The 23,131-nt window shown below is 47.3% G+C and carries 25 protein-coding genes and 1 tRNA gene; 9 read left to right on the forward strand and 17 right to left on the reverse strand.

Annotated elements, in window-relative coordinates; genetic code table 11:
• Positions 1 to 43 precede the first annotated feature (43 nt).
• Positions 44 to 619 (reverse strand): GNAT family N-acetyltransferase, encoded by a 576-nt coding sequence (locus KD909_RS12045; protein WP_211781688.1) that lies wholly within the window; start codon positions 617 to 619, stop codon positions 44 to 46.
• Positions 620 to 719: 100 nt separating this feature from the next.
• Between KD909_RS12045 and KD909_RS12050 the strand changes: the two genes are divergently transcribed.
• Positions 720 to 1,469, forward strand: a complete 750-nt coding sequence (locus KD909_RS12050; protein ID WP_211781689.1) for a sugar nucleotide-binding protein — start codon at positions 720 to 722, stop codon at positions 1,467 to 1,469.
• A gap of 37 nt (positions 1,470 to 1,506) precedes the next feature.
• Here the strand turns inward: KD909_RS12050 and KD909_RS12055 are convergent, their stop codons facing one another.
• Entirely contained in the window at positions 1,507 to 2,748 is a 1,242-nt protein-coding gene (locus KD909_RS12055; protein WP_211781690.1) for a cytochrome P450, read from the reverse strand.
• Between the two features lie 87 nt (positions 2,749 to 2,835).
• Here KD909_RS12055 and KD909_RS12060 point away from each other — a divergent pair, with 87 nt between their 5' ends.
• Positions 2,836 to 3,201: a potassium channel family protein gene (locus tag KD909_RS12060; protein WP_211781691.1), complete on the forward strand. Its 366-nt coding sequence runs from the start codon at positions 2,836 to 2,838 to the stop codon at positions 3,199 to 3,201.
• 17 nt (positions 3,202 to 3,218) lie between these two features.
• Here the strand turns inward: KD909_RS12060 and KD909_RS12065 are convergent, their stop codons facing one another.
• Positions 3,219 to 4,571: an alanine/glycine:cation symporter family protein gene (locus tag KD909_RS12065; protein ID WP_211781692.1), complete on the reverse strand. Its 1,353-nt coding sequence runs from the start codon at positions 4,569 to 4,571 to the stop codon at positions 3,219 to 3,221.
• Between the two features lie 129 nt (positions 4,572 to 4,700).
• Positions 4,701 to 4,970, reverse strand: coding sequence for a membrane protein insertion efficiency factor YidD (gene yidD, locus KD909_RS12070; RefSeq protein WP_015880777.1), 270 nt, complete (start codon positions 4,968 to 4,970; stop codon positions 4,701 to 4,703).
• A 192-nt stretch (positions 4,971 to 5,162) separates the two neighbouring features.
• Here yidD and KD909_RS12075 point away from each other — a divergent pair, with 192 nt between their 5' ends.
• Entirely contained in the window at positions 5,163 to 5,951 is a 789-nt protein-coding gene (locus KD909_RS12075; protein ID WP_041918139.1) for a pyrroline-5-carboxylate reductase family protein, read from the forward strand.
• 35 nt (positions 5,952 to 5,986) lie between these two features.
• Here the strand turns inward: KD909_RS12075 and KD909_RS12080 are convergent, their stop codons facing one another.
• The 6 genes from KD909_RS12080 to KD909_RS12105 all read right to left on the reverse strand — a co-directional run bounded on the left by KD909_RS12080 (position 5,987) and on the right by KD909_RS12105 (position 8,855).
• Positions 5,987 to 6,685: a DUF554 domain-containing protein gene (locus KD909_RS12080; RefSeq protein ID WP_211781693.1), complete on the reverse strand. Its 699-nt coding sequence runs from the start codon at positions 6,683 to 6,685 to the stop codon at positions 5,987 to 5,989.
• A gap of 150 nt (positions 6,686 to 6,835) precedes the next feature.
• Positions 6,836 to 6,908 (reverse strand) — tRNA-Val (locus KD909_RS12085).
• An 87-nt stretch (positions 6,909 to 6,995) separates the two neighbouring features.
• The gene (locus tag KD909_RS12090) at positions 6,996 to 7,553 is read right to left on the reverse strand and encodes a GNAT family N-acetyltransferase (RefSeq protein ID WP_211781694.1); all 558 of its coding nucleotides are present in this window, start codon (positions 7,551 to 7,553) and stop codon (positions 6,996 to 6,998) included.
• A 72-nt stretch (positions 7,554 to 7,625) separates the two neighbouring features.
• Positions 7,626 to 7,940 carry a DMT family transporter gene (locus KD909_RS12095; RefSeq protein WP_211781695.1) on the reverse strand — a complete coding sequence of 105 codons (315 nt, stop codon included), beginning with the start codon at positions 7,938 to 7,940 and terminating at the stop codon, positions 7,626 to 7,628.
• Entirely contained in the window at positions 7,937 to 8,281 is a 345-nt protein-coding gene (locus KD909_RS12100; RefSeq protein WP_031420984.1) for a DMT family transporter, read from the reverse strand. The genes KD909_RS12095 and KD909_RS12100 overlap by 4 nt, the downstream gene beginning before the upstream one ends.
• Positions 8,274 to 8,855, reverse strand: a complete 582-nt coding sequence (locus tag KD909_RS12105; RefSeq protein ID WP_211781696.1) for a TetR/AcrR family transcriptional regulator — start codon at positions 8,853 to 8,855, stop codon at positions 8,274 to 8,276. Before KD909_RS12105 ends, KD909_RS12100 begins: the two co-directional genes overlap by 8 nt.
• 114 nt (positions 8,856 to 8,969) lie before the next feature.
• Here KD909_RS12105 and KD909_RS12110 point away from each other — a divergent pair, with 114 nt between their 5' ends.
• Positions 8,970 to 9,752: an alpha/beta hydrolase gene (locus tag KD909_RS12110; RefSeq protein ID WP_211781697.1), complete on the forward strand. Its 783-nt coding sequence runs from the start codon at positions 8,970 to 8,972 to the stop codon at positions 9,750 to 9,752.
• 39 nt (positions 9,753 to 9,791) lie between these two features.
• Here KD909_RS12110 and KD909_RS12115 read toward each other — a convergent pair whose 3' ends face one another.
• Positions 9,792 to 11,030 carry an aminopeptidase gene (locus tag KD909_RS12115; protein ID WP_015880769.1) on the reverse strand — a complete coding sequence of 413 codons (1,239 nt, stop codon included), beginning with the start codon at positions 11,028 to 11,030 and terminating at the stop codon, positions 9,792 to 9,794.
• A gap of 112 nt (positions 11,031 to 11,142) precedes the next feature.
• On the opposite strand from KD909_RS12115, the gene KD909_RS12120 reads away from it, so the two are divergent.
• The 3 genes from KD909_RS12120 (at position 11,143) to KD909_RS12130 (ending at position 15,215) form a co-directional block, all read left to right on the forward strand.
• Complete coding sequence (locus KD909_RS12120; RefSeq protein ID WP_015880768.1) at positions 11,143 to 11,550, forward strand: YkvA family protein; 408 nt, start codon at positions 11,143 to 11,145, stop codon at positions 11,548 to 11,550.
• A gap of 77 nt (positions 11,551 to 11,627) precedes the next feature.
• The gene (locus KD909_RS12125; RefSeq protein ID WP_015880767.1) at positions 11,628 to 12,494 is read left to right on the forward strand and encodes a YitT family protein; all 867 of its coding nucleotides are present in this window, start codon (positions 11,628 to 11,630) and stop codon (positions 12,492 to 12,494) included.
• Between the two features lie 105 nt (positions 12,495 to 12,599).
• Positions 12,600 to 15,215, forward strand: a complete 2,616-nt coding sequence (locus KD909_RS12130; protein WP_249199035.1) for a putative bifunctional diguanylate cyclase/phosphodiesterase — start codon at positions 12,600 to 12,602, stop codon at positions 15,213 to 15,215.
• Between the two features lie 27 nt (positions 15,216 to 15,242).
• Here KD909_RS12130 and KD909_RS12135 read toward each other — a convergent pair whose 3' ends face one another.
• Positions 15,243 to 17,312: an alpha-amylase family protein gene (locus tag KD909_RS12135; protein ID WP_211781699.1), complete on the reverse strand. Its 2,070-nt coding sequence runs from the start codon at positions 17,310 to 17,312 to the stop codon at positions 15,243 to 15,245.
• A gap of 151 nt (positions 17,313 to 17,463) precedes the next feature.
• Here KD909_RS12135 and KD909_RS12140 point away from each other — a divergent pair, with 151 nt between their 5' ends.
• Positions 17,464 to 18,087: a hypothetical protein gene (locus KD909_RS12140; protein WP_211781700.1), complete on the forward strand. Its 624-nt coding sequence runs from the start codon at positions 17,464 to 17,466 to the stop codon at positions 18,085 to 18,087.
• Between the two features lie 39 nt (positions 18,088 to 18,126).
• Here KD909_RS12140 and KD909_RS12145 read toward each other — a convergent pair whose 3' ends face one another.
• Both KD909_RS12145 and KD909_RS12150 read right to left on the reverse strand, forming a co-directional pair.
• Positions 18,127 to 20,169: a heavy metal translocating P-type ATPase gene (locus KD909_RS12145; protein ID WP_211781701.1), complete on the reverse strand. Its 2,043-nt coding sequence runs from the start codon at positions 20,167 to 20,169 to the stop codon at positions 18,127 to 18,129.
• A 110-nt stretch (positions 20,170 to 20,279) separates the two neighbouring features.
• A complete protein-coding gene (locus KD909_RS12150) occupies positions 20,280 to 20,642 on the reverse strand; it encodes an ArsR/SmtB family transcription factor (protein WP_015880762.1) in 363 nt (120 codons plus the stop codon).
• A gap of 149 nt (positions 20,643 to 20,791) precedes the next feature.
• Between KD909_RS12150 and yhfH the strand changes: the two genes are divergently transcribed.
• On the forward strand, positions 20,792 to 20,950 hold the full coding sequence (gene yhfH / locus KD909_RS12155; protein WP_211781702.1) for a protein YhfH: 159 nt from the start codon (positions 20,792 to 20,794) through the stop codon (positions 20,948 to 20,950).
• Positions 20,951 to 20,984: 34 nt separating this feature from the next.
• Here yhfH and KD909_RS12160 read toward each other — a convergent pair whose 3' ends face one another.
• From KD909_RS12160 to KD909_RS12170, 3 genes are all read right to left on the reverse strand, one after another.
• Positions 20,985 to 21,317, reverse strand: coding sequence for a fluoride efflux transporter FluC (locus KD909_RS12160; protein WP_015880760.1), 333 nt, complete (start codon positions 21,315 to 21,317; stop codon positions 20,985 to 20,987).
• A gap of 10 nt (positions 21,318 to 21,327) precedes the next feature.
• The gene (gene crcB, locus KD909_RS12165; RefSeq protein ID WP_211781703.1) at positions 21,328 to 21,714 is read right to left on the reverse strand and encodes a fluoride efflux transporter CrcB; all 387 of its coding nucleotides are present in this window, start codon (positions 21,712 to 21,714) and stop codon (positions 21,328 to 21,330) included.
• 79 nt (positions 21,715 to 21,793) lie between these two features.
• The gene (locus KD909_RS12170) at positions 21,794 to 22,996 is read right to left on the reverse strand and encodes an ornithine--oxo-acid transaminase (RefSeq protein ID WP_015880758.1); all 1,203 of its coding nucleotides are present in this window, start codon (positions 22,994 to 22,996) and stop codon (positions 21,794 to 21,796) included.
• Positions 22,997 to 23,131 lie beyond the last annotated feature (135 nt).

The following is a 23,131-nucleotide window of genomic DNA, read 5'->3' on the forward strand; positions in this document are numbered from 1 at the left end:
AAGCCCTTAGTATAGTCGAGAAAAGAAGTTTGCGCACCCGCTTTTAGACCGAGAAAGGAGTCGAATTGATTTCTTTGATCATATAGTCAAATCTTGCCCCGGAAATGTTGATTTCTTTTTCCTTATGGAATCCGAGACGTGTGTATAAGCGATGTGCCGCAGGATTTTCTTGGTCCACGTTCAATGTGACGACGGGCACACCGCGCTCTTTCGCAACGAGACAAACATGTTCAATTAACTTCGTCCCAATTCCACGACCGCCAAACGCCTCTGCGACAGCCAGAGAATCAATGTATTGGACATAACCTTCCGTTTCTACGTCCACCGCTTCCTCACTTCCATACGCCGTCAACCATTCTCGAATCGGTCGATCCAATTCTTCTGCTTTGTCCCCACGATACGAGATGATCATTCCGGCCACCTCCCCTTCAAAATCAGCCACCCAGATGTTTTCGTGACTTAAACGATTGTTTGGCTTCTCTACCCACATCGCCAGTCGCTCCAATACCTCAGACGTATCCGTTGATGCTGTCAACGTGTACGCAATCTCATGGATCGCTTGATACATGAGTGGTGCAATTTGTTTACTGTCTTGTTTGGTCGCTTGTCGAATATTCATAATTGATCCCTCCAACATCCAGTCTAACATAGCCTGACATATCGGTTGTTTGTCCACACTCGTTTTGTGGCATCATATAGAGTGAAAGGGGAGAATCGAAATGAAAGCAATTATCACAGGAATGAACGGCACCGTCGCACCCGTCGTTGCCGAAACGTTACAGCGCCATGGAATCGAAGGAATTGCGTGGAATCGCGAGCAAGTGTCCACGACAAACGAAGAGGAAATGCGAGAATTTATCAATCGCATCCGACCGAACTACTTTTTACATATCGGTATGGGTGCGGTGGAGTGGGCCGAGACGCTCGCTCGTTTATGTGGTGAGGCGAATATTCCGTTCCTGTTCACGAGTACGGTTTCTATTTTTTCAGATGAAGTGACCGGACCGATTTCCTCGGATACGCCACCAGATGCTGAGGATGATTACGGAATGTATAAGCGTGACTGCGAACGTGTGATTGTGAACGCCAACCCTGGTGCTCAAATCGTTCGTCTCGGATGGCAAATCGGGGATGAGCCCGGATCGAATAATATGATGGACTATTTCACGAACGAGATGAAGCAACGAGGGGTCATCCAAGCGAGTGAGCATTGGTATCCATCATGTTCATTTTTAGCAGACACGGCAGACGCGCTATTTGAAATTTTGACAAAACGTGGACCAGGCATCTATCAGCTTAACGGAAATGCGAACTATTCCCTATACGACATCGCCATCGGACTAAAAGAGCTTCATGACACCGACTGGCAGATTGAATGCACAGATGAACCGAAACGGGATAATCGAATGATCGATTCATCGGTCTCGATTCGTCCCATCTCCAAACGACTAAATTTGCAAACAAAGTAAATTCAAAATCGCCTACTCGATGGGAGTAGGCGATTTTTTATTGATTTCGAGTCAGTTGAGTCAAACGCAATTTACTTTTCGGCAGACTCGGCATGTCTACAAAACTATAGCTCAAGTCTTGAGGCGGGACTGTGTAGGCGTATTCCTTAGTAAACAACTCGATGACTTGTGCGAGAATTGCAATGGTTACATGTTCACCGGCACATCGGTGTCCAAAATCTACATCTCCCCCACCTTGCGGAATAAAGTTAAACGGACTCTCGTTCCAATCTTTGAAACGAGAGGGATCGAATCGATCTGGTTCCGTCCAAATAGAGACATCATGATTCGTACCATACAAATCAAGAAGTGTCAGCGTCCCTTCTGGAAATGCATAGCCGTCCCATTCAAAATCGGTTTTGACACGAGCTGCGGCTACAGGGAAGAATGGATAAAACCGTCTCACTTCCTGAACGAATTCTGTTTTCGAGACCTCTCCCCGTTCTATCTGCTCTTTTACATTCGGGAACTGATGCAAAGCCAAGACGGTAAAGAGGACATAAACCGAGATTGCGACAGTCGGGCGAAGAATGTTCAATACTTCGACCGCCACCACCTCTTCAGGTAATAATTCTCCAGATTCATCCCGGTGCCACGAAAACTCGTAGAGCGCCGTATGTTCGTTCGGCAATAATCGATTCGACCGCACTTCTTTTACCATCTGACGAATCCAGGATTCAGCGGAACTTCGTGCCTTTCGACCTTGTAAATACGTGGGACCAAGAGACGTACCCGATTCAAATAATAACCTCATCTCTTCGGTGCGCTTCCACACTTCTTCTTTCGCAAGTGGAACTCCCGACCATTCACATACGGCTTTCATCAACACTTCTTGTGCAATATCGTATAAGACGATCTCCTCTCCCATTCGTTCAATCTGGTTCCACTCACGATATGTCAATCGGAGCAATCGATCTATATTTTCTTTTGTCATCAATGACATGAACATCTGTTTTCGATGCGTATGTTCCGAACCGTCTAAGGTCTGGACTCCCCCTTCTCCGAATAGTGTCTTGAGGAGACGTTTCGGCGCAGCATCCTGACGCGTGAATTTATTTGCATCATAGAACACTTCTGCCGCCTCTTCGCCTCCAAGGCAAATCACGCGCTCCCCGAGCAGGCGCGACTCAAAGATATTCGACTGAAAACTTTTGCGTCGATTCGCGACAAACAAATATCCTTCCCGTAAAAAATCGACACTATGGTCGAGACCTTCCTGTTTCGGTATGACTTTCCCCATCCAACTCACCCTTTCTCTTTTTTCGAACTATAGAGGATGTTCCCTTGTCGTTAGCGAACAAACCTAATATCGAAAGGAGCGAGTGACATGTTACCGTTCTTACTGACGTTGCGCCGGATTGTCCGCGGAATCTGGCGTGGTCTCCGTGACCCTGAGTTCCAAGTCTTATTCAGTCTTGCCTTCCTTACCGTCCTCTCCGGTACACTTTTTTACACCCGATTCGAGGCGATGCGTTGGTTGGACGCACTTTACTTCAGCGTCATCACCCTGACCACCATCGGATACGGTGATTTTGCACCGCAGACCGACGTCGGAAAAATATTCACCATCGGATATGTATTGACCGGGGTCGGCATCATGGTCGGATTTATCACAAAAGTATTTGACCATTTACAAAAAGCACGACTCGATGAATTGGAAGCGAAACAAAAGACGCCACCCTCTGATTCATGAGGATGGCGTCCTTCCGTTTAGGAAACTTTCCGATTTTCAATTTCAAGCTGTTGGTTAAAACGCTTCGTCTCGGCGATGACAACACCCGACAAGAACAAGAGACCGATCAAGTTCGGGATGGCCATCAAGCCGTTAAAGACATCCGATAGCGCCCATACCAAGTTCAAGTTCGTCGTCATGGCACCGAGTCCCGCGACGAGCACAAAAGCAATCCGATACGGAAGGATCGACTTTTGTCCGAACAAGTAATGGATGGATCGCTCACCGTAATACGACCAACCGAGCACAGTCGAATAAGCGAACAGGACGAGCCCAATCGTGACAATATAACCGCCGGCCGGGCCGAGGAACAGTTCAAATGTAGCTGAAGTCAATTCGACTCCTTCTAGTCCTGTCCCAATTTGACCACCCATGACGAGTGTCAACCCTGTCACCGAACAGACGACAAGCGTGTCCAAGAAGACTTGAGTCATCGAGACGAGCGCTTGACGACCCGGCATATCTGTTTTCGCTGCCGCTGCTGCAATCGGAGCAGAGCCAAGACCCGCTTCGTTCGAGAAGACACCACGCGCCACCCCGTATCGAATGGCAGCTCCGATGGCTCCTCCACCGATTGCTTCTGCACTGAACGTACTGCTGAAGATGAGCGCGAACGCATCCGGAATCAGTGAGTAATTCATCACCATGATGATGAGACCGCTACCTAAGTAGAAGGCAATCATGACGGGGACGAAGTAACTGACCACTTTCCCGATGGAACGAACGCCACCAAGGATGACCGCACCTGTAAAAATCATAATGAGAATCCCTGATATGTAGAGTGGTACATCGAATGTCGTTTTCAAGGCCAATGCGACCGAGTTCGTTTGGACCCCGTTTCCAATACCGAACGCCGCGATCGATGCGAATGCCGCAAATGCGACTGCTAACCATCGTTGATTCAATCCTCGTTCTAGATAGTACATCGGTCCACCAGCCATCTGACCGCGCTCATCGGTGACCCGATACTTCACGGCCAAAACCGCCTCCGCGTATTTCGTCGCCATCCCAAAGAAACCGGACACCCACATCCAGACGATGGCTCCTGGTCCTCCTAATACGACCGCTGTCGACACCCCGACGATATTCCCCGTACCGACGGTCGCCGCCAGAGCGGTCATGAGCGCCTGAAAGTGACTGATATCCCCTTTAGAGGATTGATCCTGATTTTTCGAAAACGCCAATTTTAACGCATACGGTAATTTGGTGATTTGAATCCCACCTAGACGCACCGTGAAGTAAATGCCTGTTCCCACAAGCAAAATCAAGAGCGGTGGTCCCCATACAAAGTTGGATGCCGTACCCACCCATTCACTAAATGATTGCCCCATACAACGTATCCCCTTTCCCCGAAAAATAGTGTACACCTCTATTTTTTCAGAATACTTAGAACAATGCAAAAGTATTGTACTAAAACAACTAATCCATTTTTCGTTCTGTACAAAAACAGCGAGACGAACTCAATCGTCTCGCTGTGACTCAGGTTTCTCTCGTTGTAAAGGCGCTTTCCAATCAAATGTATCCGGAACATAATCGAGCCCGCCTGGATGAAACGGCTGGCAGCGAATGAGCCGGCGAGCGGTTAAATAACTGCCTTTGACAGCCCCATGTTTTTCGATCGCTTCGATTCCGTAGTGCGAACAGCTCGGATAAAATCGGCACGTTGGCGGCTTTAATGGTGAAATAAAACGCTGGTAACCTTGAATCCCTTTTACTAGTACACGTTTCACACGATTTCGCCTCACTCTTTTGAATTAGTGCCATCATAGCGCGATTTAAAACGTTTGTCATGTTCATCGATTCTGATGTCAAATCCTTTTCCATCTCCTTACAAATGAGCAAGATGGGCGATATTCGAGTGTATGTTTGTTATGATAGTCAACATAACTATTGACCGAATCGAAAAGAAGAGGTGACGAATGATGAATCAATTACTAATGGTCGGTGCAGGATCGATGAGCGAGGCACTCGTTCGCGGGTGGATCGACTCGGGCATCGAACCGACACACATCACAATGACAAACCGAAGTGACCGGGAGCGTTTACTCTTCCTACAAGATGAACTCGGCGTTCAAATCGTCGAGGACGAAAACGTGAACGACTATGACATCGTCGTATTAGCGATGCAACCAGATGGCGTCATGCCGTATGTAGAATCGAAAGAATGGAAGACACCGTTACTCGTCTCGGTCGCGGCACATATCGAACCGAGCCAGTTAGAAGAGGCTTCAGGGTTACCAGCCGTATGCGCCATGCCGAACACGCCTGTCGCCTATCGGAGCGGGATGACGGGTCTATGGTTCGGTCCAGAAACTGATGAGGCCGATCGCGCAAAAGCGACTTCTCTGTTTGAGCGGGTCGGACGAACGGCCGTCACCGATGCGAAGACGATGTCGGCCTTTATGGCTGCTGCCGGGTGCAGCCCAGCCTTCTTCTATGAAATCGTGGGTGCGATGACGCCTGTCCTAACGGATGTCGGTTACGATGAACAGACAGCGCGTCAAATTGTCGCCCAAGCGATGAAAGGCTCCGCTGAGTTGTTGTCTCATGAAACACGGAAGACGAATGAACTGATTGCAGACGTGGCCGCTCCAGGCGGACCGACAGACCGAGGCGTCGGCGTGCTTCGGGAACGGAACCTTGCTGACGTGATGGCTTCAGCCTTGCGTGAAAGTGCCAAAGAAGATCATGAAACGATCGAGAAACCATAAAAATGGATGGAAGCGACTCGCTTCCATCCATTTTTTCAATTAATCGTATGTATGATGGACACAATCAAACCTACCACTAAAATCCCTGGCAATAAGTTGGCCACGCGAATTTTAGTGATTCCAACCAAGTTCAAGCCGATTGCCACAATCATGACCCCACCGGTTGCGGTCATCTCTAAAATAAAACTGTCCATGAGCGATTCCGGAATAAATTTCATGATTTGAATGGCGAGTAACGCAATTCCTCCTTGATATACCAGTACTGGAACGGCGGAGAACATGACACCGATCCCAAGTGTCGAACTCAACACAAGAGCGGTGAATCCATCAATCAATCCTTTCGTGTATAACACGTCATGATCACCGCGCAATCCACTATCGAGCGCCCCGATAATGGCCATCGCCCCGATCACGAAGATGAGCGTGGCCGTTACGAAGCCCTCCGCTACACTCGATTGACTCCCAAGGCGCCGTTCGAGCCGATAACCGACTTCATTCAATAATTCATCTAACTTCCACCATTCCCCGAGCGCAGACCCGACGACTAGACTTCCGATGACAATCAAGAAGTTCTCACTTTTCATCCCCATTTGAATCCCAAGCAAGATGACCGCAAGCCCGATTGCCGCCGTCACCGTCTCTTTCATACGCTCCGGAATGCGGTGAAATAAAAGACCTAGCAATGCCCCGATGACAATCAATGCGGCATTGACGAGGGTTCCCGTTAGAACCATGTCGCATTCCCCGTTTCATTATGTATTGAAAGGAATATACCAATTGCTTTCGTGCCATGTCAATATACAAAAAAAAGAGCCACTTCTCGCAAGAAGTGGCTTCGCGGAAACCCATGTTCCGGTGGGTTTCTCGAGGGTTTGGCACCCAAGTGATTCTGACTGGGCTCGAACCAGCGACCTCTACCCTGTCAAGGTAGCGCTCTCCCAGCTGAGCTACAGAATCAGGTCGTGTCCTCTCTTAAGGACACTATTAATATATCAAGAAACTATTGAGTTGGCAACAACTTTTTTTATTTTTTTAGAGACTTTTTTATCGTGTCATTTGTTGACGGTCGATATGTCGACATAACCGCTCCAAATCGCCCGCATAAACGGAGACGAGCATGTCCTTATAGAATGTATCTCGATCCCAATGAAGACCGTTCGCCTTAGCGACACGTTGAGACGGAACATTATCCGGATGAATCAGAGAAATAATCTCTTTCTCGCCTTCCGTAAAAGCATGCTGCATCAGACGTGCGGCGGCTTCTCGACCATATCCCATATGCCAATGCTTCGGCGACAACCAATACCCGACTTCCAACTCAAGTTTACCGTCCAATTCATGCAATAGCGTACCTGCGTGACCGATCGGTTCATCACTGTCAAATGTCATGAGCTTTAGGAGACCCGTTTGGCGTCCTGTCTCATAGCGGGCCAATTGACGTTCAAACCACTCAATCGTCTGTTCGTCAGTATACGGTCTCCCATCCGGACTGATGAAGCGCATCACCCGTGGATCTTGGAGAAGCGATTTGACAAAATAGAAATCAGAAAGCGTATACGGTTCAAACCGCAAACGTTCGGATTGCAACTCGACAAGATGCATCGTTTTCCGCCCCCTTTTTTTCATCATATAATCTGAAGTAATAAATTCCCGTTTTCAGCACATTTCAATCCTTTACGAGACAACTTTTAACCCGACCACACTCCCGATAATCAGCGTCAAATAAAAGATGCGCCAGCGACTTTTCGATTCGTTCAAATAGAGCATCCCTAAAATGACGCCGCCTGCCGCGCCGATACCTACCCAGATAGAATAGGCAAGACTAAGAGGAATGACCTCAAGTGATTTTGATAACCAATAAAAGCTGAGCGCAAACGATAAAATCGATGCAATCGACCACTTTAAAATCTGGTATCCTTTCGATTTCCCCATAAAGAAAACGGCTGTCATTTCAGCAATTCCCGCTCCAATCAGATAAACCCAACTCATGCCTCTTCCCCTCCTGTCACTTGCTTCAATCCGATGATGCCGATAATCAACGTCGTCACAAGTATTAGTTTCCATCCACTAAGCCCCTCGTCAAATAAGAAGGCACCAACTATTACTGTGCCGACCGCTCCGATTCCTGTGAATACGGCGTACCCCGTACCGGCAGGGAGCGTCCGAAACGCTTTCGCCAATAATCCGAAACTAAGAATCAATAATACGATCGTCCACAATGTCGGACCTAGAACCGTGAAGCCTTCAGACAACTTCATCGTCGTCGCCCAGACGATTTCGAGTAGTCCTGCAAACAGGAGGGAGATCCATGCACCCTTCTCTTTACTCATCCCAACCCACCCCTTTCTTGAAAATTCGAAACGCAGCTTGTTGTCTCATATTCCGATTCTCTTCAAATGTGAATAACGACAGTAAGGCGCCATCTAAAAAGCAATAGTACGCAGCATATAGTTCATCGAGCGATTGTACCGGTAAATCGCCACGCTCCATCGCCAGTCGAAATTGTTCTTTCTCAAATCGTTTCAGCTTGGTTTCGACCGTCCCGATGACTTCCTCGATATACTCTCGAAACTCAGGAGGAGGGACAAGTAACATTCGTTTCGTCAACATCCATGTCTCATGATCACTAAAGAATGACGTGAGCGTATTGACAATTGACTCGATTCGTTCTAAAGGTGGTCGTCCTACCGTATCGTCACACGTTGTCTGCCATACTTCTTCGTAACGACTCGCCATATCTGCGACGACTTGTTTGAACAATTGTTCCTTCCCATCGATATGGGCATATAAAGACGGCTTGCGAATTCCTACATCTTCCGCTACTGCCGCTAGTGACAACCCTTCGTAACCTTCCCGTGCGAAGCGTGTGCGAGCAGACTGCATGATTTTTTCTTTTGTATTCATGTCATTCACTCTCCTTGTCTCACACTTTACCTAACGAACGGTAGGTAGTCAAGTCAAGCGATTGTATTTTGGTTCATGATTCTCCACAATATAAGTAGAAAGAGGTGACGAAAGATGATTGAACAATTAAACGTGTCGATTCCGACGGAGAAGGTACGTGGTCAAAAGCGAATCGTCCGCGTATTTCGACCAGACTGGATCGACGTCAGCACCCAGCTCCCCGTCCTGTATATGCACGATGGACAAAATGTGTTTTCTGGAAACACCGCTACATATGGAGAAGGCTGGAAAATCGATCGTTGCATCGACCTGCTCCGACTCCCGCTCATGGTCGTCGCCATCGCGAGTGCCCCGAACTGGCTAGACCGTTACGATGAGTATTCATATGAGGAAGATGAGATGTTATATCGCCGGATTGGACCTGAACTGGCGAAAACTCGTCCGACACTCGGTGGCCAAGGTCGTATGTATACTGATTGGCTCATGAACGAATTAAAACCACGAATTGACAGCGAGTACGCTACTGACCCAGAAGATGTCGGGGTCATGGGGAGCTCGATGGGAGGTGTCATCTCTTTATACATGATGGCGACCTATCCTTCTATTCGACGAGTTGGCTCGCTCTCCACCGCGGCATGGGCCAATCTTGATCCGTTGATTCGAGAAATGAAACAAGCTGAGTTCACGGGTAAACTATATATGGACATTGGCACAAATGAAGAGAGCGGGCCAATCACGCCAAGCGACTACCTATTCACGAATGCGAAACTGATTGAAGTCATCGCGCAGAAAGGCATCGCCTTGCGATATGAGGTCGAACCAGACGCGATTCACAACGAATCAGCCTGGCGCCGCCGCTTGCCTGACGCACTGCGCTATCTATACGATTGCACGTAAAAGAGCGAATTCCGTAACTTTCGGAATTCGCTCTTTTGTTTAGATGACCCAGTTCCCGTCACGCATGATTGCCTCACGCGTCCCGTCTTCTCGTTCACCATCGATATTCATTTCGGCTGAACCAATCATGAAGTCAACGTGTGTCATCGAGTCGTTCGCACCGTTCGCCGCGAGCTCTTCTTGTGACATCGAAGGACCACCTTCGAGACATGTCGAGTACGCACGGCCGAGCGCCAAGTGACACGATGCATTCTCATCAAACAACGTGTTATAGAAGAGAAGACCCGAGTTCGAGATTGGCGAATCATCCGGAACGAGCGCTACTTCACCGATACGACGCGCCCCCTCATCCATGTTCAACAATTCATCGAGAGCCGCTTGCCCTTTCTTCGCCTCCGCTTTGACGACTTTCCCACCCTCAAACCAAAGAGTGAACTCATCAATCAAGTTCCCGCTGTAGCTGAGTGGTTTTGTGCTCGACACGTGACCTTCCACAGAGTCTTTATCTGCGAGCGTGAACACCTCTTCCGTCGGCATGTTCGCGATAAAGTCGATGCCATCGACGTTCGGGCCGCCACCGCCAAGGAAGACGTGTTTTTTCGGAAGTCCGATTGTCAGTTCCGTCCCTGGTGCTTTGTAATGAAGCTTCGCATACTTCTTCTCTGTCAACAGCTTCGCACGGCTACGGAGTGATTGATCGTGTGTATCCCATGCCGCGACGACATCTTCTTGATCCATCCGTGTCGCTGCGAAGATGGCTTGCCATAATGCCGCAACCGCATCATCACGTCCCGGGAATACTTTTTGTGCCCACGCCTCTGACGCACCTGCGACGATTGACCAGCTCACATTGTCGCTCATCACATATTGACGCCACTTCGCGAGCGCTTGTCCTGCTGCACGGTTCGCATCCGAGATACGTGACGATTCCACACCATTCAACGCATCCGGGTCATCACTGACGATTGACAAGAATGCCGTCTTCTCTTCAGCCAATTGCTCAAAACGGGCCTTCAACCAATCTGGAAACTCTTTGAATGAATCCGCTGGTGCATTGAAATAACGGATCTTTCCTGTTTCTTCGTCGCTCCAGTTGACGAATACCTGTTTCGCTCCTGCCGCATAAGCAGCCTTCACCACGTGACGGACGAGTGGTGCCTGACTGATGTCAGCACGTACTTCTAATTGTTGACCAGGTTGAATGTTCACACCTTTTTTCACCGCTAATTCTGCATAGCGTGCGAAATCTGCCTCTGTCGGCATCGAAATCTTAGACATATGTATCGTTCCTCCTTTTCAGTTATCTTTATTTTCTTAAATTTCAGGAAAAGTTGCAACCAATGCGCAAAAACGGGCATATTAGTAGATGAAGAAAGAAGGAGGAATCCAAATGGCAGATTGGAAAACAACATACACACACTTTTTAAAACAAGCGAAGGAAGACATCCGCGACCGAGAACAATTGGGCGACTTGCTCGTTCAAGGTGAACGTGCACTCGCAAAAGTCACAGTCGATGTGGCATCCAATGAAATCAGTAACATTGAGCGTGAAGAAGAACTGACACTTTACTTCCAGATGAAACAAATGCTGAATATGTTACGTGCGCTCTACAATGAGCAGTTTGAGATGCAAGCCGATAAACAAGAGGAGCTCGTTGCGGCCATCCTGTACTTCGTCTCCCCATTCGATGCGATTCCAGACGATGTCCCGCTCGGACTTTTTGATGATGCTCAAGTCATCGATTACGTACATGAGCAATTAGCGAGTGATATCGATCGATTCCATAATGACATGTGAGACTTGAAATGAGGTAAAAGTAGCAGTACGCTTGCAGAAGACTTACAAAAAGGAGGCGTCAGGCCTAGCCATTATCTATGTATGCAAAATCTCGAAAACGGGTTGCCCTTGAAACGGTACTGTTCATCATTGCCGGGACAATCCTTCAGTCTGTCTTTGTCAGCTTACTGCTCAAACCAAACGAAATCGGTTCTGGGGGAATCGTCGGAATCACGTTGATTACGAATGAACTGTTTGGAACTCCCATCGGTTTGACACAGCTCGTGCTTAATATCCCGCTCTTTTTATTGGGACTAAAATATTTGGGACGTCGATTTATCTTGATGACAGGAATTGTCGTCGTACTTTCCTCTATCCTCATCGATAGTTTGCCAGTCTTGATTCCCCCGACCCCACTCGATGATCCGCTCGTCGCTTCGGTGTTCAGCGGAATCGTTTCAGGGCTTGGACTCGCACTTCTCCTCTTTGCAGGAGCTTCCACCGGTGGACTCGACATTCTAGGGAAAGTCATCTATATGAATAATCGAAACTTGTCGTTGCCTAAAATCTTTCTGACACAAGACATCATCGTCTATGTGTTGGTCTTCATCGTCTTTGACATCAAAGCTGTCATGTACGCGCTTGTGTTAAGCTTCGTCAGATCCCGAACGCTACTTACGATTCATAAATTCTTCGCTGCCCAAAAGCAATGCTTCATCATTTGTCAAAAAGCAGACGAAATCAATTTGGTCATCAAGCAGAATTTGAAACGGGGCGTCACCATCATGGATGCGACAGGCGGATATTCGAACGATTCGAAAAAAATGCTGTACGTCGTCGTCCAGAACAATGAAATCCCTCGCCTTCGTCAAATCGTATCTGAGATTGATTCTGAGGCGTTTGTCACTGTATCCGAAATCGATTCAGTCGTCGGGAACTTTAAAGAGCACTCTTATACACTCTAAATCTAAAATTTTCGACAACAATATAGATTGTTGTCGATTTTTTTGTGTAATCTTTGTTCACCTGTTCCGATAATAAATAAGAGCCCCATACATATAAAGAAGGAGGTGCATGAGTTGTCTGCTTACTCGTTGCGCCAATACGTTCCGGCGATTCTCATCGGAACTTTTTCTACCGGACTTTTATTTTTATTTTTAACCCCGCACGACTTACGACAGATCACGTTGTTCATCTATTATCTCGTCATATCCGGGGCCGCGATTGGTATTAGCGGAGTAGCAATTTTTAAACATAGAGGTATGCGGCGTTTTATTCATGTTTTGATCAGTGCAGGAAATGTATGTTTCACGCTGTACTTACTGATGCACTATCATTCAACCAACGACAATACGCAGTCCTTGTTGTTCCTTCAAAATTTCTTTTATTTAATCATGGCTTTAATCGTCATCACGCAATCGATTGAGTTTCGTACTTTGAAACTGCGCACATTCGATTTATTCGCCCTGTTTAGTTTCCTTTTGATTGGCGGACTTCATATTTGGTTCTTTTCAACGCAAGACGTCTCGCTCGTGTCACAGTTGAGCGGATTTGAAGAGCAGATGTTACTCATCAGCCTCTATATGATGCTCGCATTCCTGTACTTAAATCGAGTCGTCTCAGCTGGTCAACAGTTCCGCATTTTATTGCTCATCGGAATTCTTGGATTCACGATTGCATCGATTGCTAACACGTTGTTTGTCTTATCGGGAATCACACATGAATTGATTCATCTGTTGCAAGTCAGTAGTATCTTGACCATCTCGATCAGCTACTGGGTCGATGATGTATCAAAAGATGCACTTGCCTACGATTCCATAATCGATTATGTGCTATATAGCGTGGTCGTCATGATGTTTTTACTCGCTTCCGATCGCCTTCTCGGAACATCCGTGATGGACTCGATGATCGCAAATGCCGTCCTCTTGTTGCTCATTCGTCAGTTTGTCGTCTCCAAGCAGAACGCACTCATCAGTCACCGTTTGCATTCGGTCAACACAGACTTGGAAGTTGCCGTGTCGACGAAGGCACATGAATTAGAAATCCGTGAACAGCAATACCGTTCGCTTTTCGCCTACCATTCAGAACCGATTTTCTTATTCGACCTGCATGGCGAAGTGTTGTCTGTCAACGAGGCCGGCAGTTCCATCTTAGGACTGACAACCGAAACACTACTCGGCTCGAACATCTTAGACATCATTGAATCGAAAGACCGTGCACCGTATACCATCATTCTTCAAGAGTTGACGAACGGTCGTCCCCGAACAATCGATGTGCGTGTCATGACCGACGAAGGGGAGACTCGCGTCTGGCAATTGGTCAACGTGCCGATGATTATCGATGGAGAAGTCGAGGGCATCTACGCCATCGCCAAAGACATCACCCAGATGATCGAGCAACAAGAACAAATTTTGTATCAAGCTAAATTCGATAGTTTGACCGGTCTTCATAACCGTTACGCGCTTCAAGAGCAAATTGAACGCTTGATTGAGGAAGGGCGTACGTTCACATTGATGTTCTCCGATTTGGATGGATTTAAAGAAATCAACGATCAATTCGGTCATCATATGGGAGACCAGTTATTACAACATATCGGAAAACGGTTGCGGACTGCACTATTACCGAACGAATATGCCGGACGACTCGGAGGCGATGAGTTTATCGTCGTCGCGGAACATGGAGACGATGAGATGTTGACGGAACGATTGCGGCGGCTCGTCTATCGTCCCCCGTATTATATGGCTGGGACGCTCGTCGAAGTTCATGCCTCGATTGGGATCGTCCGTTTCCCGGAGCATGGGAAAAAATTAAAGCACTTGCTGTCGAATGCCGATTTGGCGATGTATCGTGCGAAAGACAAAGGCCGTGACGAAACCGTCATGTTTGAACCGGAGTTACGGGAAGACAAGGAAGAGCGAAAAGTGTTGATGGAAGGGCTCGAAACCGCACTTGAAAAAGGAGAGATCTCCCTTTTCCTTCAGCCTCAAGTCGATGCCTCGACGAAAGCGATCATCGGAGCAGAGGCGCTCATGCGCTGGCAACATAACGGTGCGTTCATTCCACCAAGTCAGTTCATCCCGATCGCTGAAGAAACTGGACACATTCAGGATTTAGGTCGTTGGATGATTCATGAGACATTCCAATTGATTCATGTATTTGAACAAGGGGACATCCACTTACCAAAACTATCCGTTAACCTGTCCGTCCGTCAGTTGTTCGATGAACATTTGATTGATTATTTAAAAACACTATTCGAACGGTTCCCGATTGAGCCGTCACGCCTTAATTTTGAATTGACGGAAACCGTTGCCGCACATCACTCAGATCGTGTATTAAATCGCATTTTAGAATTAAAAGCACTCGGCATCAAGCTGTCCATCGATGATTTCGGAACAGGGTACAGTTCACTCGCATACCTTGTCCGCTATCCAATCGATGAACTGAAGATCCCTCGTGAGTTCACGATGCAACTCGAAGAGAATCGCGAATATCAAATGGTCACGACGACCATTGTCGCCATGGCCCGCCAACTCGGTATGGCGCTCGTTGCCGAAGGTGTCGAAACCGAGTACCAGGAGACGTTCCTTCGTAAAATCGGATGTGATTCCATGCAAGGATATCGCTATGCGAAACCGATGCCGCTTGATGAATTTGTCATTTACTACATGAAACACACAACGCCTTGAACCGGTTATTCGGTCCAAGGCGTTTTTTCATCTCATCTCGTACACTTTGACTTCTCCCGGTTTCAAATCGACGACGAGATTCCAATTGTCATCAAACGAATGCTCCGCATATGGCCATGAATCAGGTGAATAGACCATCTCTGCAAAACGACTCGCATTCCAATTTCGACGTCTTACCCCATCAAGCGTGACGACTCCTCGTAATGTATCGATCATGTTCGTATTCGCTACGACGAGCAATGTATCATTCGTTTCTGGGCGTAACCAAGCGAATCCAATGAATGGGGCGAACGGTTCATTTAAAATGAGCGGTTCAAAGTGATTCGGATCCACGAGCACATCTAACCATCGACGTCGGATTTCAGCCACTTGATGCATCACTTCAATCATTTCATCCCGTTCTGGATGGTCCCAATGAAACTGATACGCATCAAAAAATGCAAGCTTGCCGAAATAAGGGTCCGTCGGGAAGAGTTGATACGCCTCTTCCGGTCGACAATCGAGTCCAGTGTTCATCGGCTGTGTCTCATACAATTCGAGCCCCGAGTTCGTCATCGGAACCCCGTTTGGCATAAATCCGTTCAACACCGTCAACAAGCGGCTTGCCTTTCGTCCACCTTCCCGTGTCGCGAGACGTCGCGTATCGGCCGTTTCACCTGCCGCAAATACTGGAAGAGGTAAAAAGCGTGAATCGTATAAGAATTGATGGGTTTCATGCGTGTTGAATCGCGGTTCTTTATAGAAACCATATCCGATAATCATGTTATAGCCAGCATCCTTCGCCGCCCAGGCTCCAGACTCGATGAGTTCTTCAGCGATAAAGCTGAAATTCGAATCGATGGCACGCGGTTGTTCCAAAATTCGTTGTGCTAAATCGACCGGGAGGGCATGACCCATATCAATACGCGCTCCATCTATACCGTATTCCCGTTGATAGTGAGGAATGATGTCAGCGAGCATCTCCCAAAGGGGTTCATTGATCTCATTTCCTCGGAATTGATTGGATTTGATCGAGTCAAACAGAATATAAGGTGCAATGTTCGCATCGTTCACATAAGGTGCCGCTGCAAGCGGATGGTCTAAGAAAAGTCGGAAATAGGTTACGTCTGACCATGGTGGTTGCGGGTCATTGATACAATCCGAGAAAGCAGGTGCAGTCGTCAAGCCGAACTCTCGTTCAATCATCGCCAACACGTTTTCTTCTGGATGCTCGAGCAACGTATTACGAACCCGATCCCATTTTTCCCCATCAATCAAGTTCGGCGCCATGGAGAATCGTCGTAAGTGTTGCCATACGTCCTCTGAGTTATATACCATCGGCAAGAAAGCAAATTCCGGTTTGACGTTCTCCCCAATGCCCGGCACATATGGCGGATGATAGTAATCGACTTCCGTCAAGGGAATCCAATAAAACCATTCCGGGTTTTCTAAAATGAGACGGTTATCTCGGGCACACGTCCGCGGGATGACATCGATGACGACACGAATTCCCACCATGTGACAGGCCTCCACGAATGCGGCAAATTCTTCTTCGACCGTCATCTCGTCACCGGTTAACGTTTCCTTCAATTCTTCATCAATTGCGAAAAAGTCTTGAACGGCATAAGGAGAACCGAATTCACCCTTCTTGTTTTTATGGCTGTGTTGCGAAATCGGCAAGAGGAACAATGTATCAATCCCCATGTAGAGAAGATGCGGAATTAATGCAAGCGTTTTCACAAAAGTGCCTGTGTCTTTCATTCCTACTGAATTCTCCATTTCAACGTAACCCGACCCGTCATGGTCCCATGAGGTCGATGTACGAACTTGCATGGAGTAGACCGATGCCCGTTTGATCCAATCCCCCCCGGTTTGTAAATGTCCGTCTGCAAGCGCAATGGAAGTACGATAGTCGCGACTTTCATGTGCATACGGGAAAATCGTTTTTTCAATCGTTTCCAACAAGAAATCATATGGATTGACACGTTCCACCCCATCTCGAACCGGCTCGGAATGGAAACGCATACGATTCCAAAGACTCGGAATCTCATAGGTAAGATTGGTTCGCTTGTTTCGTAAAACCTGGCACAGCTTGTGTAACGTCGAGTTCTCTGACATATTGACTCTCCTTATGCATCTAATTGTCTTCTCTCATCAAGAGACACTACTCTTAATGATTATACATTTCCCCGTTTTTTCCTTTTTCAAAAAAATATTTTCTGTCGTTTTTTACAAAATCATGTACGATGTAGAAGAAAGGAGGGTCACGATGTCACAACGAAAGTGGATTTTACTATGGATCAGTTTATCAATCTTATCTATTTCGATTATTTTTATTTTTATTTTTCAATTGAAAGAAACAAATGAGCGTCTCGAAACCATTCAAGGCGAACAACTCGGCTCCTATGAATCGATTGAAGACGTGATGTATTATAACGTCGAACGGGCAAATGCCATCCGTGGATTACTCGCATATGAAGACCGACACTTTTTAGAGATGTACTACAGCATGTCTCGACAAGCTAAAGACCTTAAACAATCCATCATCGATGACCCGGACACACCGAGCTCTGTCCTCGATTTACTTGAACGAGATGCCATTTGGGAAAAGGAAGCCGACCGCGTCCTAGTCATCTATGAAGAAGGCGACTTAGTGAAAGCAACGGCTGTCGCAGAAACGATGACAGAACTTCGGCAAACGATTTTAGAAGACTTACGGTCTCTCAAACAAATGCAATACAAAGACATTCATAAAGAGTTGATTGCAGCAGAGAATCAAGTATCTTTCTTGACACAAGTCCTTTTCACCATCACGTTTTTACTTCTTGCCATTATTGTCATCCTCACCTTTTTGTTGTTACGCATTAAAACGCATCACGACAGAATCGAATAAGAAAAGAAGTGTCTCAGGTATAAAACCGAGACACTTCTTTCATGATGTCATACGAAGTAATCGCGTCGCATTTGCGATGGCAAGAAGCGCCACTCCCACGTCCGCAAATACCGCTTCCCACATCGTTGCAATCCCGAACAATCCTAAGAACATGACAAGCGCTTTGATTCCAAAGGCAAAGAAAATATTTTGCCAGACGATGCGCTTCGTTCGTTTCCCTAGCTCAATGGCCCGAATGACATCCGTTGGCGCATCATGCATCAAGACGACGTCCGCCGCCGTGACCGCTGTATCGCTTCCGACGCCACCCATGACCAGACCGACATCTGCCCGGGCCAGAGCCGCCGCATCATTCATTCCATCCCCGACAAAGGCAACTTTACGTGTTTCGATCATCCGTTCGATCGCCTCCACTTTCTCGTGTGGAAGCAACTCCCCTCGCACTTCATCCAGTCCGAGTTGCCCGCCAATTTTTGTAGCGACTTCTCGCCGGTCTCCAGATAGCATGACCGTCTGGATTCCGATACGTTTCAATTGTTCGATCGCAGCCATCGCATCCGGCTTTACCGTATCCATCAGTTCGATTCGTCCAAGCCAACGATCATTCTTCATCACGTGCACATTCGTCCCGATTGATGAATCTTCAATCACTTGACCTAACCGTTCCATATAACGGGCACTCCCCACATACACCTCATCGTCACCATCTCGTGCACGGAGACCATATCCTGGCTCCTCTTGAATCGATTCAAACGCTTGAACCTCTCCAACACGACGGACGATTGCTTGCGCAAGAGGATGATTGGATGCTCGTTCGACCCGAGCAGCTAAATGTAACAGTTCATCAACGGTGATGCCGTCTGTCGTCACGACATCGGTCACTTCAAATCGTCCGGTCGTCAATGTCCCTGTTTTGTCGAAGACCACTGTATCCACTTCAGTCAACGTGTCAAGGAACTCGCCACCTTTTACAAGAATCCCTTGTTTCGATCCAGAACCGATCCCCCCGAAATAACCTAACGGGATAGAAATCACAAGTGCACACGGGCAACTGATGACGAGAAAAATCAAGGCCCGGTAAATCCATTCATTCAAGTCCCCGACAAACAAGGGTGGAACGAATGCGACAAGTGTCGCCATGACTACCACGATCGGCGTGTAGACCTTTGCCAATCGTGTGATCATTTGTTCCGTTTTTGCTTTCTTTCCATTCGCCTCTTCGACGAGAGCAATCATTTTTTGAAGGCTCGACTCAGCCGCGAGTTTCGTCGTTTCAACGACGAGACGCCCCTCAATATTGACCATACCTGCCAACACTTCCTCGCCCGCGCTCACTTGCCTTGGAACGGATTCACCTGTCAAAGACGATGTATTTAGGGAACTCGCCCCACTCACGACGAATCCATCCATCGGGACTAGTTCTCCTGAACGAATGACGAGATGTGACCCAACCGACACGTCTTCCGGCAATCGTTCCATTTCCTGACCCGCCTCGAGTACACGCGCCCGGGTCGGTTTCATATTCAACAAGGACTGAATCGATTTTCGGGAGGCGCGTACTGCCCGTCCTTGCACGTATTCACCGAGCTGATAAAACAGCATGACTGCTACCGCTTCCGGGTATTCTGAAATGGCGAATGCCCCGATTGTCGCAATGGTCATTAAAAATTTCTCGTCAAACCATTCCCGGTTCCATACGTTCCGGATCGCACCGTATACGACGTCGTAGCCAGCAAGTGAATATGCCGCAATGAATCCTAAAGTCGAATCTGTCCAAATGGCAATTGAAAAAATAAAAGCAGCCATAAGGAATCTCCAAAGCGTCCAATCTCGTCCTTCGGTTTGATTGTCGTCTTGTTTAACAAACTTTGCTCCCGGTTCAATCCGTCCCATCGTCTGCTCAATCGACTGAAGCGTCTTGTCACGGTTTGACGGGTCCACCCACTCAATCACCATACGACTCGTCGCAAAATCAATTTGACAAGATGCGACTTCTTCACGTTTCGATACATCTCGCTCAATCTTAGCTGCACAATTCGTACAGGTAATACCGGACACAGGTAGTACGTCTCGATTTCTCATCATATCCCCCTAACATTCAAACGTTCATTTGAATATATCGTAACGTGAATTTTAATCGAAGACAAGTACAAAAAAAATGACCGTCCCCATTCGAGGGACGGTCATTGGACTTAAACGTCTTTTTGTTCTTCACTGTGTGTCAATGCAATTTCAACGAGCTGTCTCACGTGCTCATCATCCAATGAATAATAAACGACTTTCCCTTCTTTACGATACTTTACCAATCCTTGTTCAAGTAATGTCCGTAAATGGTGAGATGCGGTCGCGTTAGAGTGACCGATAACGGCCGCCACATCGCATACACATAGTTCATGTTCGAGCGTCAACACATACAGCACTTTTAGACGGGTCGGATCAGCGAACGCTTTAAACAAACGACTGACTCGAGGCGCATCTAATTGCGCCAAGGCGGTTTGTAGCGTTGGAACGTCCTCTGATTGAATTCCAATCGTTTCACACTGTGGCACTTTCATTTTTTTCACCTCGTCTTTTGATGTGTATAGTGTAGCAAAAAATCCCGAATATATCTGTTATATATTATAGTTGACTTGATAGTATCTGTTATAATACAATCATGGCAACAACCAATACTGTGACACATCTACGAAGGAGGCATTTTCATATGAATGAATGGGCGAGCCGACTCGAGTCATCTGTCGAGTTTTATCAAAAACTACCGGACAAAACGTGCCAGGAATGCGGGAAGCATATGGATGAACAATGCGAGTCATACGAAACGACTTGTACTTCATGTACCGAGAAGCTTCAACTTGCAGAATAAAACAACGCCCCTTCGAGATGGAAGGGGCGTTGTTTTAGATTGACCAGCCGATATAAGCAGCCAGTATTCCAAACAGATATGTCGCAAGGAGATAAAGTCCGAATCGAATCCAGTCTTTTGTCGCAAACCGCATCAATTCAAGTTTCAAAGTCGAAAACGTCGTAAACGACCCTAAAAATCCAATCCCTAAAAAGAGAAGGAGCGACGGATGGCTCGTGTGGGCATATAAATACCCAAGGCCAAACGAACCCGACACATTGACGAATAATGTTGCAAATGGAAAGGTGGAATCAGACCACCGTTTCATCAGTTGACCGATAGCAAAACGACACATCGCACCAAAAAAGGCACCTGTCGCAATCCACATGATTGTCACCCTATTTCACCTCAACTTTTCGTCTCACGCCGACACGATAACCAAGCCATGAGCTCCCGAGTCCAAGCGTGATACTCAAAAAGACGTATAGAAGCGCCACTCCTATCCGACTTTCGTCTAATAATCGAATCGTTTCAACACTAAACGTGGAGAATGTAGTGAAGGAACCAATCATTCCAGTCCCCACAATCGTGACGAATTGAGGAGAAAGTTTACCCGTTCGAAGAAACATGTGAGTCAACCACCCTAACAAAAAACTACCGATGAGATTGATGAGCAATGTCGAAACCGGGAATGCGCTCGGTCCAATCGAATCGATCATCATACCAAGGCCATAGCGTGCCAAAGCACCGACCGCCCCTGCCAATCCGACATATATGTAAATCATCCAACTCCTCCTCCACGAAAAAGACACCTGCTAGGCAGGTGTCGATTGAACTGACTTCATTATACCAAGCTGACGCTTCTTACGAAATAGCTGCGGGAGCCAATACGGCTTCGATTGCTTCGAATGCTTGGTCGAGTTCTTCTTTCGTGATCACAAGCGGTGGTGCCAATCGAATCACGGTTTCATGTGTTTCTTTACAAAGAAGTCCCCGCTCTTTTAGCGCCTCACAATAAGGACGAGCCGACTCCGTCAACTCAATGCCGATAAAGAGTCCGCGTCCGCGAACGTCACGAATCATCGGATTATCGATCGACTTCAAGCGATCCATGAAGTACGTCCCGAGTTCTAGCGAACGCTCCGGTAGGTTTTCTTCTTCAAGCACTTCAAGAGCTGCGACCGAAACAGCCGAAGCAAGCGGGTTTCCGCCAAACGTCGACCCGTGCGAGCCTGGGTTGAAGACCGAAAGAATCTCCTGGTCAGCTGCAACACATGAGATTGGGAAGACTCCGCCTCCGAGTGCTTTTCCGAGAATATACATATCCGGTGTGACGTCTTCCCACTCGATGGCAAACCACTTTCCAGAACGACCAAGTCCAGACTGAATCTCATCTGCGACGAAGAGGACATTATGTTCTTTACAGAGTTCAGATGCCCGCTTCAAATAACCTGCTGGTGGAATGATGATTCCAGCTTCCCCTTGAATCGGTTCAACGATGAACGCCGCTGTATTCTCTGTGATCGCCGCTTCGAACGCGTCGATATCACCGTATGGCACAACTTTGAACCCTGGCAATAATGGTCCGAATCCACGCTGATATTCCGCTTCTGTCGACATCGACACAGCAGCCATCGTCCGTCCATGGAAGTTTCCTGAGCAGACGATGATTTCCGCTTGTCCAGGAATGCCCTTCACGTCATATGCCCAACGACGTGCTGTCTTCACGGCCGTCTCGACCGCTTCTGCACCCGTGTTCATCGGTAACACCATCTGTTTCTTTGTAAGCGTTACCACTTTGTCGTAAAAACGTCCGAGTTGATCGTTATAAAAGGCGCGCGACGTCAACGTGATCTTATCCGCTTGATCTTTAAGCGCTTGGATGATCTTCGGATGACAGTGTCCCTGATTGACAGCAGAGTATGCACTTAACATATCCATGTAGCGATTCCCCTCAGGATCGGTTACCCAAATCCCTTTCGCCTCCGAAATGACAATCGGTAGTGGATGATAGTTATGTGCCCCGAACTTCTCTGTCAATTCAATCACATCATGTGTTTTTGACATATTGTTTCCCCCTTATTCAAAACTATCTTACTCTTTCAGTATATGACGTCCCTCTTTCTTTTGACAATGACGAACTTAAGCATTCCTTGAATTGGCAAAATCAGGTACACTGACATTAGAATATGCATTTAGCAT

The sequence above is a fragment of the Exiguobacterium sp. PFWT01 genome, from assembly GCF_018255795.1.
Classification (GTDB): Bacteria; Bacillota; Bacilli; order Exiguobacteriales; family Exiguobacteriaceae; genus Exiguobacterium.

Coding starts and splice junctions, on each gene's coding strand:
- KD909_RS12050 (WP_211781689.1), top strand. CDS start 720: ATGAAAGCAATTATCACAGGAATGAACGGCACCGTCGCACCCGTCGTT.
- KD909_RS12090 (WP_211781694.1), bottom strand. CDS start 7,553: ATGCATCTTGTCGAGTTGCAATCCGAACGTTTGCGGTTTGAACCGTAT.
- KD909_RS12055 (WP_211781690.1), bottom strand. CDS start 2,748: ATGGGGAAAGTCATACCGAAACAGGAAGGTCTCGACCATAGTGTCGAT.
- KD909_RS12145 (WP_211781701.1), bottom strand. CDS start 20,169: ATGAGAAATCGAGACGTACTACCTGTGTCCGGTATTACCTGTACGAAT.
- KD909_RS12095 (WP_211781695.1), bottom strand. CDS start 7,940: ATGAGTTGGGTTTATCTGATTGGAGCGGGAATTGCTGAAATGACAGCC.
- KD909_RS12140 (WP_211781700.1), top strand. CDS start 17,464: ATGTCACAACGAAAGTGGATTTTACTATGGATCAGTTTATCAATCTTA.
- KD909_RS12170 (WP_015880758.1), bottom strand. CDS start 22,996: ATGTCAAAAACACATGATGTGATTGAATTGACAGAGAAGTTCGGGGCA.
- crcB (WP_211781703.1), bottom strand. CDS start 21,714: ATGATTTACATATATGTCGGATTGGCAGGGGCGGTCGGTGCTTTGGCA.
- KD909_RS12160 (WP_015880760.1), bottom strand. CDS start 21,317: ATGTGGATTGCGACAGGTGCCTTTTTTGGTGCGATGTGTCGTTTTGCT.
- KD909_RS12120 (WP_015880768.1), top strand. CDS start 11,143: ATGGCAGATTGGAAAACAACATACACACACTTTTTAAAACAAGCGAAG.
- KD909_RS12135 (WP_211781699.1), bottom strand. CDS start 17,312: ATGTCAGAGAACTCGACGTTACACAAGCTGTGCCAGGTTTTACGAAAC.
- KD909_RS12065 (WP_211781692.1), bottom strand. CDS start 4,571: ATGGGGCAATCATTTAGTGAATGGGTGGGTACGGCATCCAACTTTGTA.
- KD909_RS12150 (WP_015880762.1), bottom strand. CDS start 20,642: ATGAAAGTGCCACAGTGTGAAACGATTGGAATTCAATCAGAGGACGTT.
- KD909_RS12080 (WP_211781693.1), bottom strand. CDS start 6,685: ATGGTTCTAACGGGAACCCTCGTCAATGCCGCATTGATTGTCATCGGG.
- KD909_RS12125 (WP_015880767.1), top strand. CDS start 11,628: ATGTATGCAAAATCTCGAAAACGGGTTGCCCTTGAAACGGTACTGTTC.
- KD909_RS12110 (WP_211781697.1), top strand. CDS start 8,970: ATGATTGAACAATTAAACGTGTCGATTCCGACGGAGAAGGTACGTGGT.
- yhfH (WP_211781702.1), top strand. CDS start 20,792: ATGAATGAATGGGCGAGCCGACTCGAGTCATCTGTCGAGTTTTATCAA.
- KD909_RS12100 (WP_031420984.1), bottom strand. CDS start 8,281: ATGAGTAAAGAGAAGGGTGCATGGATCTCCCTCCTGTTTGCAGGACTA.
- KD909_RS12060 (WP_211781691.1), top strand. CDS start 2,836: ATGTTACCGTTCTTACTGACGTTGCGCCGGATTGTCCGCGGAATCTGG.
- KD909_RS12105 (WP_211781696.1), bottom strand. CDS start 8,855: ATGAATACAAAAGAAAAAATCATGCAGTCTGCTCGCACACGCTTCGCA.
- KD909_RS12045 (WP_211781688.1), bottom strand. CDS start 619: ATGAATATTCGACAAGCGACCAAACAAGACAGTAAACAAATTGCACCA.
- KD909_RS12115 (WP_015880769.1), bottom strand. CDS start 11,030: ATGTCTAAGATTTCGATGCCGACAGAGGCAGATTTCGCACGCTATGCA.
- KD909_RS12075 (WP_041918139.1), top strand. CDS start 5,163: ATGAATCAATTACTAATGGTCGGTGCAGGATCGATGAGCGAGGCACTC.